General features: G+C 69.8%; 17 protein-coding genes. 7 read left to right on the top strand and 10 right to left on the bottom strand.

Annotation, left to right across the window (positions count from 1 at the left end; genetic code table 11):
• Positions 1-17: 17 nt before the first annotated feature.
• Positions 18-662, bottom strand: coding sequence for an NAD(P)-dependent oxidoreductase (locus ACFV2X_RS36065; protein ID WP_385624933.1), 645 nt, complete (start codon positions 660-662; stop codon positions 18-20).
• 92 nt (positions 663-754) lie between these two features.
• Between ACFV2X_RS36065 and ACFV2X_RS36070 the strand changes: the two genes are divergently transcribed.
• On the top strand, positions 755-1,330 hold the full coding sequence (locus ACFV2X_RS36070) for a TetR/AcrR family transcriptional regulator (protein WP_385624936.1): 576 nt from the start codon (positions 755-757) through the stop codon (positions 1,328-1,330).
• An 18-nt stretch (positions 1,331-1,348) separates the two neighbouring features.
• Here ACFV2X_RS36070 and ACFV2X_RS36075 read toward each other — a convergent pair whose 3' ends face one another.
• The gene (locus ACFV2X_RS36075) at positions 1,349-1,957 is read right to left on the bottom strand and encodes a TetR/AcrR family transcriptional regulator (RefSeq protein WP_385624939.1); all 609 of its coding nucleotides are present in this window, start codon (positions 1,955-1,957) and stop codon (positions 1,349-1,351) included.
• Between the two features lie 105 nt (positions 1,958-2,062).
• On the opposite strand from ACFV2X_RS36075, the gene ACFV2X_RS36080 reads away from it, so the two are divergent.
• Both ACFV2X_RS36080 and ACFV2X_RS36085 read left to right on the top strand, forming a co-directional pair.
• Positions 2,063-3,061, top strand: a complete 999-nt coding sequence (locus ACFV2X_RS36080) for a beta-ketoacyl-ACP synthase III (RefSeq protein WP_385625128.1) — start codon at positions 2,063-2,065, stop codon at positions 3,059-3,061.
• Positions 3,062-3,096: 35 nt separating this feature from the next.
• Positions 3,097-3,828 (top strand): TSUP family transporter, encoded by a 732-nt coding sequence (locus ACFV2X_RS36085; protein WP_385624942.1) that lies wholly within the window; start codon positions 3,097-3,099, stop codon positions 3,826-3,828.
• 25 nt (positions 3,829-3,853) lie between these two features.
• Here the strand turns inward: ACFV2X_RS36085 and ACFV2X_RS36090 are convergent, their stop codons facing one another.
• The 3 genes from ACFV2X_RS36090 to ACFV2X_RS36100 form a co-directional block, all read right to left on the bottom strand.
• On the bottom strand, positions 3,854-4,225 hold the full coding sequence (locus ACFV2X_RS36090) for a DUF6234 family protein (RefSeq protein WP_385624945.1): 372 nt from the start codon (positions 4,223-4,225) through the stop codon (positions 3,854-3,856).
• 251 nt (positions 4,226-4,476) lie between these two features.
• Positions 4,477-5,352 carry a helix-turn-helix domain-containing protein gene (locus ACFV2X_RS36095; protein ID WP_385624948.1) on the bottom strand — a complete coding sequence of 292 codons (876 nt, stop codon included), beginning with the start codon at positions 5,350-5,352 and terminating at the stop codon, positions 4,477-4,479.
• Between the two features lie 130 nt (positions 5,353-5,482).
• Positions 5,483-6,124 carry a GNAT family N-acetyltransferase gene (locus ACFV2X_RS36100; RefSeq protein ID WP_385624949.1) on the bottom strand — a complete coding sequence of 214 codons (642 nt, stop codon included), beginning with the start codon at positions 6,122-6,124 and terminating at the stop codon, positions 5,483-5,485.
• 160 nt (positions 6,125-6,284) lie between these two features.
• Here ACFV2X_RS36100 and ACFV2X_RS36105 point away from each other — a divergent pair, with 160 nt between their 5' ends.
• On the top strand, positions 6,285-6,746 hold the full coding sequence (locus ACFV2X_RS36105) for a pyridoxamine 5'-phosphate oxidase family protein (RefSeq protein WP_385624951.1): 462 nt from the start codon (positions 6,285-6,287) through the stop codon (positions 6,744-6,746).
• Between the two features lie 3 nt (positions 6,747-6,749).
• Here the strand turns inward: ACFV2X_RS36105 and ACFV2X_RS36110 are convergent, their stop codons facing one another.
• Positions 6,750-10,439 carry a helix-turn-helix domain-containing protein gene (locus tag ACFV2X_RS36110; protein ID WP_385624954.1) on the bottom strand — a complete coding sequence of 1,230 codons (3,690 nt, stop codon included), beginning with the start codon at positions 10,437-10,439 and terminating at the stop codon, positions 6,750-6,752.
• 246 nt (positions 10,440-10,685) lie between these two features.
• Between ACFV2X_RS36110 and ACFV2X_RS36115 the strand changes: the two genes are divergently transcribed.
• Together ACFV2X_RS36115 and ACFV2X_RS36120 are read left to right on the top strand one after the other, a co-directional pair.
• Positions 10,686-11,189, top strand: a complete 504-nt coding sequence (locus ACFV2X_RS36115; RefSeq protein WP_385624956.1) for a hypothetical protein — start codon at positions 10,686-10,688, stop codon at positions 11,187-11,189.
• Positions 11,190-11,284: 95 nt separating this feature from the next.
• Positions 11,285-11,725, top strand: a complete 441-nt coding sequence (locus tag ACFV2X_RS36120; protein WP_385624959.1) for a hypothetical protein — start codon at positions 11,285-11,287, stop codon at positions 11,723-11,725.
• 349 nt (positions 11,726-12,074) lie between these two features.
• Here the strand turns inward: ACFV2X_RS36120 and ACFV2X_RS36125 are convergent, their stop codons facing one another.
• The 3 genes from ACFV2X_RS36125 to ACFV2X_RS36135 all read right to left on the bottom strand — a co-directional run bounded on the left by ACFV2X_RS36125 (position 12,075) and on the right by ACFV2X_RS36135 (position 14,178).
• Positions 12,075-12,890, bottom strand: coding sequence for a hypothetical protein (locus ACFV2X_RS36125; RefSeq protein WP_385624961.1), 816 nt, complete (start codon positions 12,888-12,890; stop codon positions 12,075-12,077).
• Positions 12,891-13,172: 282 nt separating this feature from the next.
• Positions 13,173-13,307 carry a DUF397 domain-containing protein gene (locus ACFV2X_RS36130; protein WP_385624963.1) on the bottom strand — a complete coding sequence of 45 codons (135 nt, stop codon included), beginning with the start codon at positions 13,305-13,307 and terminating at the stop codon, positions 13,173-13,175.
• Complete coding sequence (locus tag ACFV2X_RS36135) at positions 13,264-14,178, bottom strand: Scr1 family TA system antitoxin-like transcriptional regulator (RefSeq protein ID WP_385624965.1); 915 nt, start codon at positions 14,176-14,178, stop codon at positions 13,264-13,266. Before ACFV2X_RS36135 ends, ACFV2X_RS36130 begins: the two co-directional genes overlap by 44 nt.
• 180 nt (positions 14,179-14,358) lie before the next feature.
• Between ACFV2X_RS36135 and ACFV2X_RS36140 the strand changes: the two genes are divergently transcribed.
• Positions 14,359-14,787 carry an ATP-binding protein gene (locus ACFV2X_RS36140; protein WP_385624967.1) on the top strand — a complete coding sequence of 143 codons (429 nt, stop codon included), beginning with the start codon at positions 14,359-14,361 and terminating at the stop codon, positions 14,785-14,787.
• Positions 14,788-14,810: 23 nt separating this feature from the next.
• Here ACFV2X_RS36140 and ACFV2X_RS36145 read toward each other — a convergent pair whose 3' ends face one another.
• Positions 14,811-15,113, bottom strand: coding sequence for a hypothetical protein (locus ACFV2X_RS36145; RefSeq protein ID WP_385624970.1), 303 nt, complete (start codon positions 15,111-15,113; stop codon positions 14,811-14,813).
• Position 15,114: the final 1 nt, after the last annotated feature.

Below are 15,114 nucleotides of genomic sequence, written 5' to 3' on the forward strand. Positions count from 1 at the left end.
GGCGGAGAGCCGCGTGCTCAGTACCCCAGGGCGACGGTGTGGCCCGCGGTGGCCGGGTCGGCCGCCGCGGTGAGGATGGCGTCGGCAAGGTCGGCGCGTGCGATGGTGATGCCGCCGCGCACATTGCGGTCGGTGGCGGTGCGGTAGGCGCGGCGGCGGCCGTCGGTGAGGCGGGGCGGCCGCATGATCGTCCAGTCCAGGCCGCTGGCCTTGACGGCCTGGTCGGTACGGGCGAAGTCGGCGAAGCCGTCCCGCAGAAACCGCCGCAGCATGGGCTTGACCATGTTCCGGGTGAACGGCCCGTCGCCCTCGTCGACGATATGGCCGCTGGCCGTGACGACTATCAACCGGCGGCTGTCGGTGGCCCGCATCGCGGTGATGATCGCGCGGGCGCCGTCGCTGCACACCGTGATGTCGTCCTTGCCGCGCGGGCCCAGGGCCGATACGACGGCGTCCTGTCCCTTCACCGCCTCCGTGATCGCGTCGAGGTGCTGGAGGTCGGCTTCTACGACCGCTTTTACGACCTCGAGTCGCGGGTGGTCGGCCTGCGGCAGGCGGGCCGGGTCCCGGACGACCGCGGTGATGTGATGACCGGCCTCAAGTGCCTGGTTTACGAGGTGCTGTCCAGTTCCGCCGGTCGCACCGAAAACGGTGATATGCACGATGACCCCCTAGATCCCGTGGGCTAGTGAACACTAACCCCTAGGGTGGGCTAGTGTTTACTAACTGTCAAATCGAGACTGGGAGAGCAGTGGTGAGCACACGGGAGCGGATCCTGGACGCGGCGGCGGACATCCTCCGTACCCGTGGTGTCGTACACGCCACGACCAAGGAGATCGCGCAGACCACAGGCGTATCGGAGCCCACGCTTTACAAGTACTTCGGGGACAAGGAGCGGCTGCTGCTCGCCGTCCTCGAGGAACGGCTGCCCGGCCTGTCCGGCGTCTCGGTCCGTCCGGGCGCGGGCGACGTCGAGGAGAACCTTGCGGAGCTCGCCCACGCGGTCCTGCACTTCTACCAGCGGTCGATCCCGATGCTCGGCGCTCTCCTGGCCGATCCGCGGCGCATGGCGGCACACCGGGTGGCGATGGACCGGCACGGCGGCGGCCCCGACAAGGCGGTCGCCGGCTTCGCCGCCTACCTGCGGGCCGAACAAGACCTCGGCCGCATCGCCGCGGACGCGGACCCGGAGGCGTCCGCGGCGCTGCTGATCGGCGCGTGCTTCCAGGAGGCGTTCCTGCGCTACTACGCCCAGGGCCCGGACGCCGATGCCGCCCCGCGCTCCCAGGCCGAGGCTCTGGCCCGTGCGGTGGTCAGACCGCTGCTGTGACCACTCCTGTGGCCGCGACTAGCGCGACGCGAGGATCCGATTCAGGGCGCGGCGGGTGCGTTCCGCGGCCTCGGGCGCGGCGAAGAGCTGGATCTCCTGGTTGAGGGCCATGTAGAGGCCGACCAGCTCGTAGGCGATCTGCTCCGGGTCGGTGTCGGCCGGCAGTTCGCCCGCCGCGACGGCGGTACGCACCTCGGCGGCGAGCCGGCGCCGCCCGATCCCGAACAGCCGCGCCACCGCGTCGTGTACGAGCCCGTCGCGGGCGTCGAACTCGATGGAGGCGGTGGTGAAGAGGCAGCCGCCGGGGAAGGTGTCGCGGGCCGTCTCCAGGTAGGTGATCCACGCCTCGCAGATGGCGCGCAGCCGGGGCAGCCCGGGCTGCGCGCCCTGCGCGGGCTCCCACACCAGCCGGGAGTAGATGGCTGCCGCGGCGTCCAGGGTGGCGAGTTGCAGCGCCTGCTTGGTGCCGAAGTGGCCGAGCACACCGGCCTTGCTCATCCCCAGGTCGGTGGCGAGGCGCCCGATGGTCAGCCCTTCCAGGCCCTCGACGGAAGCGATGGCGACACCGCGTTCCGTGATGCGCTCCCGAGTTCTGCGGGCCTCGGCGACCGACTTGCGTGGGCTCATGGCGTCAGCATACCCAGCCGGATCCTATTTAGCTTCCGATCGATCGGTTGCTATATTCCGCGGCACGGTCTGCCGTACGTCGAACCGAGGAGAACCGCCGTGTCGCTGTCGCTGTCGCCGAAGCTGTCGCCGTCGCCGTCGCCGTCGCCGTCGCCGTCGCCGTCGGGAAGTCGCATCGCCGCCCTGGGGCACTACCAGCCCTCGCGCGTGCTTGGCAACGAGGAGCTGTCGACGATGGTCGACACCAGCGACGAATGGATCCGCCGCCGCACCGGCATCGCCACCCGCCGTATCGCCGCGACCGGCGAGTCGGTCACCGACATGGCGACCGCCGCCGCGGGCAAGGCGCTCGCCGGAGCCGGACTTCAGTCCTCCGACATCGGTCTGATCACCGTGGCCACCTGCACCGCGATCGACCGCTGCCCGTCGATCGCCGCCCAGGTCGCGGGCCGCCTCGGCATTCCGTCCGCCGTGGCCTTCGACCTGAACAACGGCTGCGCGGGCTTCTGCACCGCCCTCGCCTGCGCCGACCACTCCGTACGGGCGGGTGCCGCCCGCCATGCTCTGGTCATCGGCGCCGAGAAGATGTCCGACGTGACGGATTGGACCGACCGCAGTACGTGCGTACTGCTCGGCGACGGCGCGGGTGCCGCCGTGATCAGTGCCGCCGAGGACACCGGCATCGGCCCCGTCGCCTGGGGCTCCGACCCCACCCGCGGCGACGCCGTACGCCTGGTCGACGACTGGCACCCGTACTTCGCCCAGGAGGGCCAGACCGTCTTCCGCTGGGTCACCGGCGAACTCCCCGCCATCGCCCGCGAAGCCTGCCACCGCGCCGGCCTCGCCCCCGCCGACCTCGCGGGCGTGGTCACCCACCAGGCCAACCTCCGCATCATCGAGGCCGTCGTACGCCAACTCGACCTCCCCGAGGATGTGGTGATCGCCCAGGACGTCGTCGAGTCCGGCAACACCTCCGCCGCGTCCGTCCCGCTCGCCCTGTCCAAGCTGACGGCACGCGGCGACCTGCCTTCGGGCGCCCCGGTGCTGCTGCTCGCCTTCGGCGGCGGCCTGTCGTGGGCGGGCCAGGTGGTCACCTGCCCCTGAGCCCCTGAGGAACAGGCCATGAGAAGCTTCCGGCCATGAACGTTGGGGCGGCGGAACTGCTACTCGGCGGCGTCGTCCTGGTGGGCGCGTCCGTGCAGTGGCTGACGGGGATGGGATTCGCCCTCGTCGCCGTGCCCGCGCTCGTCCTGCTGCTCGGCCCGGCGTCGGGCGTCGCCCTCGCCAACTGCGCGGCCGGCGCCATCTGCGCGGTGGGCCTCGCCGGAGGCGGCTGGCGGCAGGTGCGGCTGAACGCGATGGTCCCCCTGGTCGCCGCCTCCGCCTGCACCGTCCCGGCCGGCACCTGGGTCGCCGCCCACCTGCCCGAACCCGTCCTCCTCGCCGTCATGGGCGGCCTGGTCACCGTGGCCGTCCTGCTCGTCATGGCCGGCACACGCGTACCCGCCCTGAGCGGCGTCAAGGGAGCGCTGACCGCGGGCGCCGCCGGGGGCTTCATGAACTCCTCGGCCGGGGTCGGCGGCCCACCCGTGTCCCTGTACGCCCTGAACGCGGGCTGGGCCGTCCGCGAGTTCGTACCGAACGCGCAGTTCTACGGGATCGTGGTGAACGCCTTCTCCATCGCCGCCAACGGTGTTCCCCGACTGGAGTCGGGCGTATGGGCGTTGGCGGTGGTCGGAATGGCGGCGGGCGCGGTCATCGGCAGGGCGCTCGCCGAGCGCGTCCCGGAGCGGGGCGCCCGGTTGCTGGTCCTCCTGATCGCGTTGGGCGGCGGGCTGTCCACGCTGGTCAAGGGGGTGTGGGAGCTGTGACCCCGGGATGCCCCGGGGGCGGCCCTCACCGTACGTCCGCGCACTTCGGGGTGTCCGGGGTCGAATAACACTCCCGCTTGTGCTGGTCCTCATGCGCGCTCGCGCCCATCGTGTTCGTCACCGCCATGGCGACGAGGGTGATGACCACGACCACCGCCTGGCCGTAGGCCGCCGCCCCCGCGCCGCGTACACCGGCTACAACCCCCGCCACGGCGGCGACGACGGCCACCACGCCCATCTTCACGATGTACGGGCCGACGGGTCCTGGTATGTGCTCCGGATCCCAGGAGAAGTACTCCTCGGCCCAGGCCCCGACAAAGAGCATCGCGACCAGGACCAGTTGGGCCGCGACCACCGCGCAACCCGCACAGCCACGACCGGGCGGCGGCTTCGTCACCGTCTCGCCTCGTCGCGAGGCGGGCCGGCCGCGGCTGTACGGGTGCGTCGGGTCAGCGTCTCGGCGGTCATGGCGTTTCCAGTTGCTCCTCGTGTCCCGTTGTGTCTCGCGTTGAGGTACTGCTCGACCCGGGCGCGTTCCCAGCGTGTCGACCAGGCCCGTGACGTTACGGGAACTCACCCCGCCCACACGGGTCAACTCGCCGATGTACAGCGCCTCTTCGGGAGTCGGCACGCTCGCACCCCTGTCGGTCAGCTCCCCTCCCGCTCCCGCTCCACCGGAAGCCACAGCTCTGCGTCGGCTTCGGCCTTGTCCGGCGACAGCCGGGTGCGCAGGATCTCCGGGCCGGGGCGGCTGCGGTACGGGTTCGACGGGAACCACTCCGTGAACACGTCACGCCACAGGTACTGGATGGCCTCCGGCGCCGGCCCGGAAGTGGTGAAGACCGCCCAGCTACCGGCCGGAACGGGGAGGACGGCCGTACCCTCGGGCGGCGCGACCGCCGAGGTGATCACCCCGTGGTAGTAGTCGAGTTCGGTGCCTTCGGCGCGGCTCGGGTCCAGGTCGTCGCAGACCGCGACGATGCCCTGCGGCTCCAGGTCCGACAGCTTCTCCAGACGCTCCAGGGTCCCTGGCTCGATCCCGCGGATGAAGTCGATGAGCGCCTGGTTCGGCCCCACGTGCACCAGCGGCACCCGGGCCTTGAAGCCGACGACACTGAAAGCCGGTCTGTCCACAACGCGATAACGCATACTGCTGCTCCCTTCGATGGTGAGTCGGAAGGTCAACCGCGGCTGAGAGACAAGCGCCGCACCGCTGCGCCGTGCCTCACCCGGCCCGACACCGTGCATCGCCCGGAACGCCCGCGCGAACGCCTCCCCCGAGCCGTAGCCGTAGCGCACCGCGATCTCCAGCAGCGACTCATCCCCCGCAAGCACCTCGGCCCCCGCGACGGTGAGCCGACGCCGCCGGATGTACTCCGACAGCGGCATCCCCGCCAGCGCCGAGAACATCCGGCGCAGGTGGTACTCCGAGGTGGCCGCGATACGCGCCAGCCCCGCCCCGTCGATGGACTGGTCGAGGTGGCGCTCGATGTGCTCCATGGCCTGGTTGAGCCGATCCAGCACGTCCGGTTTCCTTCCTCTCGTGCGCTCACCACGCTAGGCAGCACGCATCCCCCGGGACCCGACATCCTGTGCCCGATCGGGTCGGGTGCTCCGGACGCCCGCGTTCACGTCCGGCTGACGCCAGATGCGCCTACGCCGCGGTGAACAGCGCCTCGGCGCCGACCGGCCGGAAGCCCGCCGCCTGAAAGGCGCGCACACTGCGCGCGTTGCCCGCGGCCTGTTGCGACCAGACCGGCTCGCCGTCCGGCACCAGCTGCCGCGCGGCCGTGGCCAGCGCCCGGCCCAGGCCCCGGTGGCGTACGCCCTCGTCCACCTCGATCGCCGTCTCCCAGCGCCCGGCCACGCCCCGGCCGAGAATGACCACACCCCCGTCAGCTGCCCAGACCTGGACATCGTCCCGGCGTTTACGCGCCCTGGACACGCGCGGGTGATCGGGGTCGGCCAGCTCGCGCAGCGCCAGCGGGGGGTCGCCCGGCAGGGCACTCGCCACGGTGAGCAGGTCTATGGTGTCGGTCGACCGCCCCGTACGGTCCAGAAACGCCGCCAAGAAGCGCGGATGCATCGTGGCCGCCAACTCGTCGCAGTCGAGGGAGGCCAGCGCGGCGCGTACCCACTGCGGATCCTCGTCGGTGAACACCACGGAGTGCGCGGTGAACGAGATCACCCCGGCATCGCGGTGGCTCGGTTGCGGCACCACGGTCGTGCCGCCGTCGGGCGGTGGGAAGTGCCCGTGTGCCGCCGCGTTCAGGATGGTGGCCAGGGTTTGGCGCATGGCGATTGTCGGCTCCGGCCTCGGTGGGACGTGTGGGACGCATTGCTTTGCCAAGGCTGCCACCGTCAGTGGAAAGCACCGCAGGCGGGCGGACTCGGGCTGTGGCTCTAGGACCACGGCCCGAGGTGTTCGGGCCTCGTGTTCAGTACCGTCCCGGGACATGACCATCGCCAAGGAACCGCGCAGCGCTGAACAACGGCGGCGTGACGTACTCGAAAGACTGCGGACAGAGGAAGACGTCTGGGTCGCGTCGGCGGATGCGGACGGACTGCCGTGTCTGGTGCCGCTGTGGTTCCTCTGGGACGGCGCGGCGATGTGGATGTCGACCAGACTCACCAACCCCACCGGGCGCAACTTGCGGGAATCGGGCCGGGTTCGGCTTGCGCTGGGCGATACGCGGGATGTCGTTCTGATCGACGGGCGGGTGGAAACCTTCACCGCGGAGGAGGTGCCGCCCGCCGCGGCGGACGCGTTTGTGCGGAGGTGGGGCTGGGACCCGCGGAAGGATCACGCCTCCTACGCGTATTTCAAGGTGCTTCCGCAGGTGATACAGGCATCGCATGGGGAGCATGAGTTCAAGGGCAGGCATGTGATGCGCGACGGAGAGTGGACCGACGGGTGAGTTTCAGGATCGGCACACGGGGCTGGTGGGTTGGTCCGCGAGGTAGAGCGACCGTTCACTGCGGGTGAAGGACCTTTGGACCGCTTGGCAAACGTGCCTGATGGAAGAGGCTGGGCCGGGGAGAGAGACGTTCCGTAGATGGATTGTGCCGTCCATGCTGCCGCTGGCGAGGGTGCGGCCGTCTGGGCTGTACGCGACCGATGCCACGTCGTCGGTGTGTCCGGTGAGGGTGGTGCGTGGTCTGCCGGTGGCCACGTCCCACAGTCGCACTGTCGTGTCGGCGCTGCCGCTGGCGAGGGTGCGGCCGTCGGGACTGAACGCGACTGACCCCACGCTCCCGGTGTGTCCGGTGAGGGTGGCGCGTGGTCTGCCGGTGGCAACGTCCCACAGTCGGATGGTCTTGTCGAAGCTGCCGCTGGCGAGGGTGCGGCCGTCGGGACTGAACGCGACCGACTCCACGACGTCGGCGTCTCCGGTCATGGTGGCGCGTGGCTTGCCGGTTGCCACGTCCCATAGCCGGATCTTCCCGCCGTCCTCACCGCTGGCCAGCGTACGGCCGTCCGGACTGAAGCCGATCGACGTCACCCCTTTGCCTTGTGCGGTCAGGGTGGCGCGTTGTTTGCCGGTCGCCACGTCCCACAGCCGCACTGTGGTGTCGATGTCGCCGCTGGCGCCGCTGGCGAGGGTGCGGCCGTCTGGGCTGTACGCGAGCGATGCCACGATGTCGGTGTGTCCGGTCATGGTGGTGTGTTGTTTGCCGGTCGCCGCGTTCCACAGCCGGATCTTTCCGTCCCACCCGCCGCTGGCGAGGGTGCGGCCGTCGGGACTGAACGCGACCGAGTCCACGCTGTCGGCGTCTCCGGTCATGGTGGCGCGCGGCCTGCCCGTCGCCGCGTTCCACAGCCGGATCTTTCCATCCCATTCTCCGCTGGCGAGGGTGCGGCCGTCCGGGCTGAACGCCACGGACCACATACCCTCGCTGTGTCCGCTCAGGGTGGTCCGCGGCCTGTCCTTCGTGACATCCCACAGCCGGACGGTCTTGTCGTCGCCGCCGCTTGCCAGGGTCCTGCCGTCCGGGCTGAATGCCACCGACACCACGGTGTCGGTGTGTCCGGTCAGCGTGGTGTGTTGTTTGCCGGTCGTCACGTCCCACAACCGGACCTTCCCGTCACTCCCACCGCCGGCCAGGGTGCGGCCGTTCGGACTGAATGCCAGCGACTTAACGTCGTCGTTGTGTCCGGTCAGGGTGGCGCGTCGGTTGCCCGTCGCCACGTCCCACAGTCGCACCGTCATGTCGTCGCCGGCGCTTGCCAGGGTTCGGCCGTCCGGGCTGAACGCCACCGCGCCCACGCGGGCGTTATGCGCAGTCAGGACGGTGCGTGGCCTGCCCGTTGTCACGTCCCACAGTCGCACTGTCATGTCCTGGCTGCCACTGGCGAGGGTGCGGCCGTCCGGACTGAACGCCACCGAAGTGACGGCCTCTTTGTGTCCGGTCAGGGAGGTGCGTCGTTTGCCGGTCGCCGCGTTCCATAGCCGGATCTTTTCATCCCATTCCCCGCTTGCCAGGGTGCGGCCGTCGGGACTGAACGCGACCGAGCTCACAATGTCGGCGTCTCCGGTCATGGTGGTACGTGGCCTGCCGGTCGCCGCGTTCCACAGCCGGATCTTGCCGCCTCCATCACCGCTGGCCAGGGGTCGGCCGTCCGGGCTGAACGCCACCGACCACATATCCCCGCTGGATCCGGTCAGGGTGGTCCGCGGCCTACCAGTCGCCGCATCCCACAACCGGACCCTCCCGTCCTCCCCAGCGCTGGCGAGGGTACGGCCGTCCGGACTGAAGACGACCGAGTTCACGGCCTTGGTGTGTCCGGTCAGTCGGCGCTTGAGAGGAAGAGCCGAAGCGGTGAAAAGGCTGGCGGTGGCTTCCTTCGTGGGACTGGTCCGGTACGCCTGGACCGCCAGGAGCGAGGCCAGGTCGGGGTTGGAGTCCAGGAGGCCGGCCGACTGCGCGGCCAGCTGCCGTGAGAGCGCGATCTGTTGGGCGGTGAGCGCCTGGTCTCGTTGCTGCTCGCTGCTGCGGTATTGCTGCCAGGCGATCAGCCCGGCGGTCAGGGCGAGCACGAGCAGGACCGAGACGGTGGTGGCGAACTGGCGCAGGCGTCGGGTGGCGCGGGCGGTTGCCTGCTCTTCGCGGTGGCGGGCGGTGGAGCTGCTGGTGAGGAAGCCTCGTTCCAGAGGGGTGAGGTCGGCGTCAGCTGTGGGGAAGGACTCCTCGGCGGCGGCGAGTCGCGTGCCCCGGTACAGCGCGCCAGGATCGCGGCCGAGGTCCTGCCAGGTGTGGGCGGCGTCGGTGAGCTGGCGGTGGAGGCGCAGGCGGTCGCGGTCCTCGTCGATCCACTTGCGCAGCCGGGGCCAGGCGGCGATGAGGGCTTCGTGGGCGAGGTGCACGGTGTGGCCGTCGAGGATGACCAGCCGTGTTTTCGCCAGGCGCTCCAGTACTTCAGCGGTGGCGGGGGAGGTGTCGGTCTCCAGCTCTTCCCGGGGCGCGGGCCGCCGGGTGTCCTGTGCGCCCTCTCCCGGTGTGATCAGACGCAGCAGGATCCGTCGGGCACAGGAAGCCTGGTCGGGGGTGAGGTGGGTGTACAGGTCTTCGGCTGTCTGGGCAATGGCGCCGTGGACGCCGCCGGCCGCTTCGTAAGCGGTGAGGGTGAGAGCACGGCCTTTGCGGCGGTGCCAGGTCTCCAGCAGAGCGTGGGACATCAGGGGCAGGGCGCCGGGTTCGCCGTCGACTTCGTCGATGATGCGGGCGGTCAGGGTGCGCTCGACGATGAGGCCCGCGGCCTGGGCGGGTTTGACGACAGCCTCGCGGAGTTCGTCGCGGTTCATCGGCGGGACCAGGAGGGTGGCTTCGCGCAGCGCGTCGGCGAGGGGACGGTGGGCGGCCAGGTGTCCGAAGAAATCAGCCCGTACGGCGATCAGCACCCGCAGACGGCTGTCTGGCGCGGCAGCGGTCAGGAGGCGGTCGATGAACGTGGTGCGTTCTGCCGGGTCGGTGCAGAGGGTGTACAGCTCCTCCATCTGGTCCACGACCAGCCATGTGTCCCCCTCCTCGCCCTCTTTGGGGACAAGCCGCAGCTCGTGGTCGCGCAGGGGGTGGGCGCCAGGGGTGATGACGCGCAGGGCTGCTGGGCGTAAGTCCGCGTTGTCGGTGGTGCGTAGGCGCGGGATGAGACCGGCGCGCAGCAGGGAGGACTTGCCGCTGCCGGAGGCGCCGACCACCGCGGTGATCCGGTGGTGGCCGGTCAGGTGCAGCAGGTCGTCGATGAGCTGGTCGCGGCCGAAGAACAAGGCCGCGTCATCGGGCTCGAAGCGGGCCAGGCCCCGGTACGGAGGCTCGGCGTCCTCATCGTCCCGCGGCTCGACGGCTTCCTCTGCAGCAGCCTGCCGCCAGCGTTCCTCCCACTCCTCAGGGGCGCCGCCGCAGGCCCGTACGTAAGCGAGCACCACCGGCAGGCTCGGCAGCCGCTCCCCGGCGGCCGCCTGGGACAGCGTGCTCGCGCCGTGGTCGGTACGCGCGGCCATGGCCCGGTACGTAGGGCTGCCGGCCTCCGCCCGCAGCTTCCGTAACTCAAACGCCAACCGCTGCACCGGACCCGCGCTCGGATCCAGCGGACTCTCAGGACGCCCTGCCATCGGTCACTCCTCCCCCTACCGCCTCCCCCCGGACGCGGATCGACCGCCCGCCAAGCTACGCACGCCCTGCCGGGTCGGCAAGAGCTGTGAGCTGGGGCGCAGGCATTGATCAGACCGGCGGAACAGGGCTGCCATTCAATTCCGCAGCCGCTGAACTCGATGTCAGGCACCAACCGGGCCGACGCCAAGGGGCGTTCACCCCGACCGGTTTCCACATCTCCACTCATCTGGAAGGGCACATTCATCATGAACACACACAGGCGTACCGGGCTCGCCATCGCAGCCGTCATGTGCGGTGCGGCGGTCGCCGCCGGCCCGGCCGCGGAGGCCATCGCGGCTCCCGCGCCGACCTCGGCCTCGAGCGTTGTCACCCCGCAGCCGCTCTCTGTGCGGGGCTCCGCGGACACGGCGAAGGGGGCGGCCACCGTGCAGGCGGCGGCTCACCGTCAGTGGCGGAGCTGGATCTCCGGCGACTACCTCAACCGCCACGGTAAGAAGTGGGTGTCCCAGCCCTACAAGGCGAAGGGCAAGTGGGCTGGCGCTTTCGTGAGGTGCTACAACGACCGCGCGCAGATGCGGGTGCGCATCCTCAACGTCGACGCCGGGCGGTACATCGCGGACACGAAGAAGGTGTGCAACCCCGACGCCAGCATCAAGGTCTGGTCGAACAAGTTCCACCGCGGAGACAAGCTCAAGATCATCCTCATGGGCAACCAGGGCTCCTACGTCTCGGCCTACTACAAGAACTGAGCGCAACGGCGCCGGGCCGGGAAGTCGTACGCCCGCCCGGCGCCGCCGGCCCCGTGCCGCACTCCACTTCAGCAATCACCAAAGGGGGAACCACCATGTTCAGCACACGTGTGACCAGGATCCGCGCGGCGGCGGTGGCCGCTGTCGCCGCGGGTCTGCTGACCGGCGGGATGACCGCCGGAACCAGTAACGCCCTGGCCGCAGCCAAGCCCACGAGCACGAGCACGGTCGTCACCGACTCGGCCGTCAACGCGGCGGCGGCGCAGCCACTGAGCCAGTCGAAGTTCTACGGCAAGTTTCAGAAGCGGGACGAGTGCCCGTACCTCGTGACCTCGCGCGGCACCCACTACTACCTGCCGGGCTACACGGTCGGCGGCAATGGCGGCCTGTACAAGAAGGGCGGCGGCTTCATCGCCTACCCCGGCTGGCGGATCCAGGCGAACGGAACCAAGCAGTACAAGCCCGGCGGCACCACCCTGTGCACGACGTGGGGCGACGACCTCCGCATCAAGGCACGGTCCATCTACGCCCGCTGATCCAGCCCGGCCGCTCCTCGAACAGCGCCGGAGAGGTCCACGCCCCACGGGGCGTGGACCCCACGGGGCCTGGCTCGCAGCGTGCGCTGAGCCTGTGCCGGACACCCCCGCTGACCTGCGCGGACATTCCTGGACTGTCCCGGACACCCGAAATCGTTGCCGAGCCCGCCGGACACTCCGAGGCTCTTTCTCACCGCCCCATGTCGGCGGCTCCACGGCTCCACTCCATCAACCTCCGAAAGGGGTATCACCATGCACAGCACACCGCACAGCACACCTGTGAAAAGCCCGAGCCCGTACATCGTGAACTCGTCCGAGGACGACGACTACTACCAAGGCCGCTGTCTGGTCAGCAGGCCACGGGCAGCTCTCTGCAGTCGCGGCAGCGGGACGGCTCCGCCGCGCGGAAGGCGCGTTCGCAGCCGTCGCAGGTCTGCCACGGCAGGGGATCGGCCGGCAATGTCCGGGGCACGCCAGCGGCGGACTCAGGGACGGCAAGGGGCGGGTCGCTGAGGCGGCAGGCCAGGATGCGGGCTGGGCGGGCGAGTAAGCGGTCCGGGAGGCCGGTGGTGAGCGCGCCGGTGATCTGCCTGGGGCCCACGCCCGCCGCTAGCCACTGCGTGACGGCCGGGGCCAGCTCGGCCACTTCGCGCCTGGAGAGGATCAGCCGTGGGTCGGCGATCCGCAGCGAGGCGAGGAGGGCGACGGCCTGTTCGTCGGCCTCGGCGAGCGGCGGCGGGGGAGTGGCTGCGGGGGTGGGCTCCGGCGCTGGTGGGGTGGGTTGTTGGGGACGCGGTGGCGGGGTGAGCAGGCCCCGTTGCGGTACGTCGCGGACGTACGTACGCGTACGGATCAGCCCGCCGGGCCCGCGCTCGCGGCGCCGCTCCAGATAACCGGCGGCCTCCAACTCACGCAGCGCACGCGAGATCAGGATCTCGCCCTCCGTGAAGTGCTCGCACAGTGCGGCGATGCTCACGGGTGCGCCATCCGGCAGCGAGAGGATGTAGGCCGCCACGCCGATCGTGACCGCGCTTCCGCGCCGCTGTACGAGGGCGTTTGCGATCACCGTGAAGTTGGCGCTGAGACGGGTACGGACGTGGATCACACCGGAGGTCGATGCTCCAGCGTCGATGCGCGCATGCGCGTTAGACTGCGAGTCAGCCATCGGGAAGGTTCTGCTTCCTGATCGGTCAGGCCCTCGTTCGGGATGCCAGTCCCGGCCGGGGGCCGTCGTCTGTCTGGGGTTGTTGCGGCGAACGTAACCGCCTGCATCCCACACCCGCAAGCCGGTCACCCGTACGGGTGATGCGCGGGAAGGGAGGGTAGGTGGGGGGTTCTTTTCCTCAGGTTCTTTAGGGGAGTTCGTGGCCCACCGGGGCCCCGCGTACGAGGACCCGGTGGGCCACGAACGCTGACTACGGCTGACTTTGACCGGCTCCCGGTGGGCTCAGGGGCGGTGGCCGGTCTTCAGTCTGGCTATGAAGACCGCCCAGGACGTCGCGGGGAAGAGCAGCGCCGGGCCTTGAGGGTTCTTGCTGTCACGGACTGGTACGACGCCGGGGATCCCGTCGGCCACCTCCACGCAGTTGCCACCCTCCTGGTTGCTGTAGCTGCTTTTGCGCCAGGCGGCGCCGTTCAGATCGGGACGGGACACTCGCTCCACGGTGGTTGCCCTCCATCACGGATCGGATCATGCCGAGAGACATGTATGGGGGCAGAGATACTGCCCGCAGCCGATCGTAGGTCACCGCAAAACGTCTGACTTCGCTTGGTTCTTCGACGAGTTGGCCGTAATGGGCACCCTCCGTGTAGGCCACCTCCGAGCCGTCCGGCAACGTCAGCACGGTCATGGAGCCACCCATCACGTCGTGCTCGCCCTGCTCGAACGGCAGCACCTGGATGGTGATGTGGCGCTGCTCTGCTGCCTCCAGCAGCCGGGCCATCTGCTCCCGCATGACGGTCGCGCCGCCGATCGGGCGTCTCAACACCGACTCGTCCAGGACGACCCACAAGTCGGGGCGGTCGGGGGACGTGAGCCGCTTTTGTCGACCGAGACGGGCGGCGACCCGCTCCTTCAAATGCTCCTCTCCCGTGAGCGAGAGACCAACGCTCAGGACGGCCCTCGCGTAGTCCTCCGTCTGTAACAGGCCGGGCACGACATGTGCCGCGTACTCCCTGATCGACACCGCCCGTTCCGCGTACGCCATGAACGCCCGCGACCAGTCCGGGAACGCCTCGCGGTACACGTACGGCCACATGTCGATCAGCAGATCGTCCGCCCCGAGGACGGTGTCGAGCCTCTGCGTCAGCTCGAACGTCGGTTTCGCTCCCAAGGCTCGCTCGATTTGAGCGATCCGGGAGCCGACCACGTGCGTCTTCGCGCCCAGCTCCACCTGGGTCAGGCCCGCGGCCGTCCGGAGTCTGCGTACCTGCGACCCGAACAGAGCCGCCATGGACGACTGGGGATCAATACCTTTGGCCAAAACATCACTTCCGTTCCTTACGGGGTGAGAGGTAATGCGTTACGGCCTTTTGAGCGTAGTCCCGCCAGGCGACTCTTGAGTACGGAAAGTCACGATCCGCACACGCTGCGAATCGTACGAAAGAGCGATGGACAGAAATGGACAACAACCGTGCTGAAGGCGAACACGCTCCCGGACGAAGGCGTGCAGTTCCCCTCGACACCGCGTGGGGCGCGGCTCGCCCGACGGCTTGCCGTGCGGCGCATGGGGGAGTGGGGGTATCCGCCCGCCTCGGACACGTCCTGCACCGTGGCGCTGTTGGTGGCGGAACTCGCGTCCAACGCCGTACGACACGGGGGTGTGCCCGGGCGGGACTTCCGGGTCCGCATCACCGTCGAAGTGCCGACGCGCACCATTCGCATCGAGGTCTCGGACGCCCGCGAGGACCGGCTTCCGGTCAGGCCGCCGACGCCCTCGGCGGAGGACGAGACGGGGCGCGGGCTGCTGCTCGTGGAGCTGTTGGCCACGCGGTGGGGGGTGACCCCTCGTCACCCGGTCGGGAAGACGGTGTGGGCGGAGTGCGCCGTGGAAGCGCCTTGATGAAATCCCGACTGAACACCCCTTCACACAGGCAGTCGCACCAGGAACACGCCGGGGCCGACCTCCTCAGAGGGGGTGCGTATCCGGTCGGCGACGCCGGAGGGCCAGACAGTGGCGGATGACCAGATTGCATTTACGCTGGGCAGCCGGTCGGGCCCGACGTCAGTGAGGTCGGCAGCGGTCAAGTCGACAACGATCTTGGCGAGTACGGTTGAAAGCGAATGACCGATTTCACCCATGCTGGATGCGGTGCCCTCCCCTGAGCTGTCCCGCACCACCATGGAGGCGCCGGACCCGGGCTCGAACTTCCGCAGCAGCCGGGCCACG

The sequence above is a fragment of the Streptomyces sp. NPDC059679 genome, assembly GCF_042734105.1.
GTDB lineage: Bacteria > Actinomycetota > Actinomycetes > Streptomycetales > Streptomycetaceae > Streptomyces.

Bases quoted from the DNA above. Each gene is read 5' to 3' on its own strand.
- ACFV2X_RS36110 (WP_385624954.1), bottom strand. From the start codon at position 10,439: ATGGCAGGGCGTCCTGAGAGTCCGCTGGATCCGAGCGCGGGTCCGGTG.
- ACFV2X_RS36085 (WP_385624942.1), top strand. From the start codon at position 3,097: ATGAACGTTGGGGCGGCGGAACTGCTACTCGGCGGCGTCGTCCTGGTG.
- ACFV2X_RS36125 (WP_385624961.1), bottom strand. From the start codon at position 12,890: ATGGCTGACTCGCAGTCTAACGCGCATGCGCGCATCGACGCTGGAGCA.
- ACFV2X_RS36120 (WP_385624959.1), top strand. From the start codon at position 11,285: ATGTTCAGCACACGTGTGACCAGGATCCGCGCGGCGGCGGTGGCCGCT.
- ACFV2X_RS36135 (WP_385624965.1), bottom strand. From the start codon at position 14,178: ATGGCGGCTCTGTTCGGGTCGCAGGTACGCAGACTCCGGACGGCCGCG.
- ACFV2X_RS36115 (WP_385624956.1), top strand. From the start codon at position 10,686: ATGAACACACACAGGCGTACCGGGCTCGCCATCGCAGCCGTCATGTGC.
- ACFV2X_RS36100 (WP_385624949.1), bottom strand. From the start codon at position 6,124: ATGCGCCAAACCCTGGCCACCATCCTGAACGCGGCGGCACACGGGCAC.
- ACFV2X_RS36075 (WP_385624939.1), bottom strand. From the start codon at position 1,957: ATGAGCCCACGCAAGTCGGTCGCCGAGGCCCGCAGAACTCGGGAGCGC.
- ACFV2X_RS36105 (WP_385624951.1), top strand. From the start codon at position 6,285: ATGACCATCGCCAAGGAACCGCGCAGCGCTGAACAACGGCGGCGTGAC.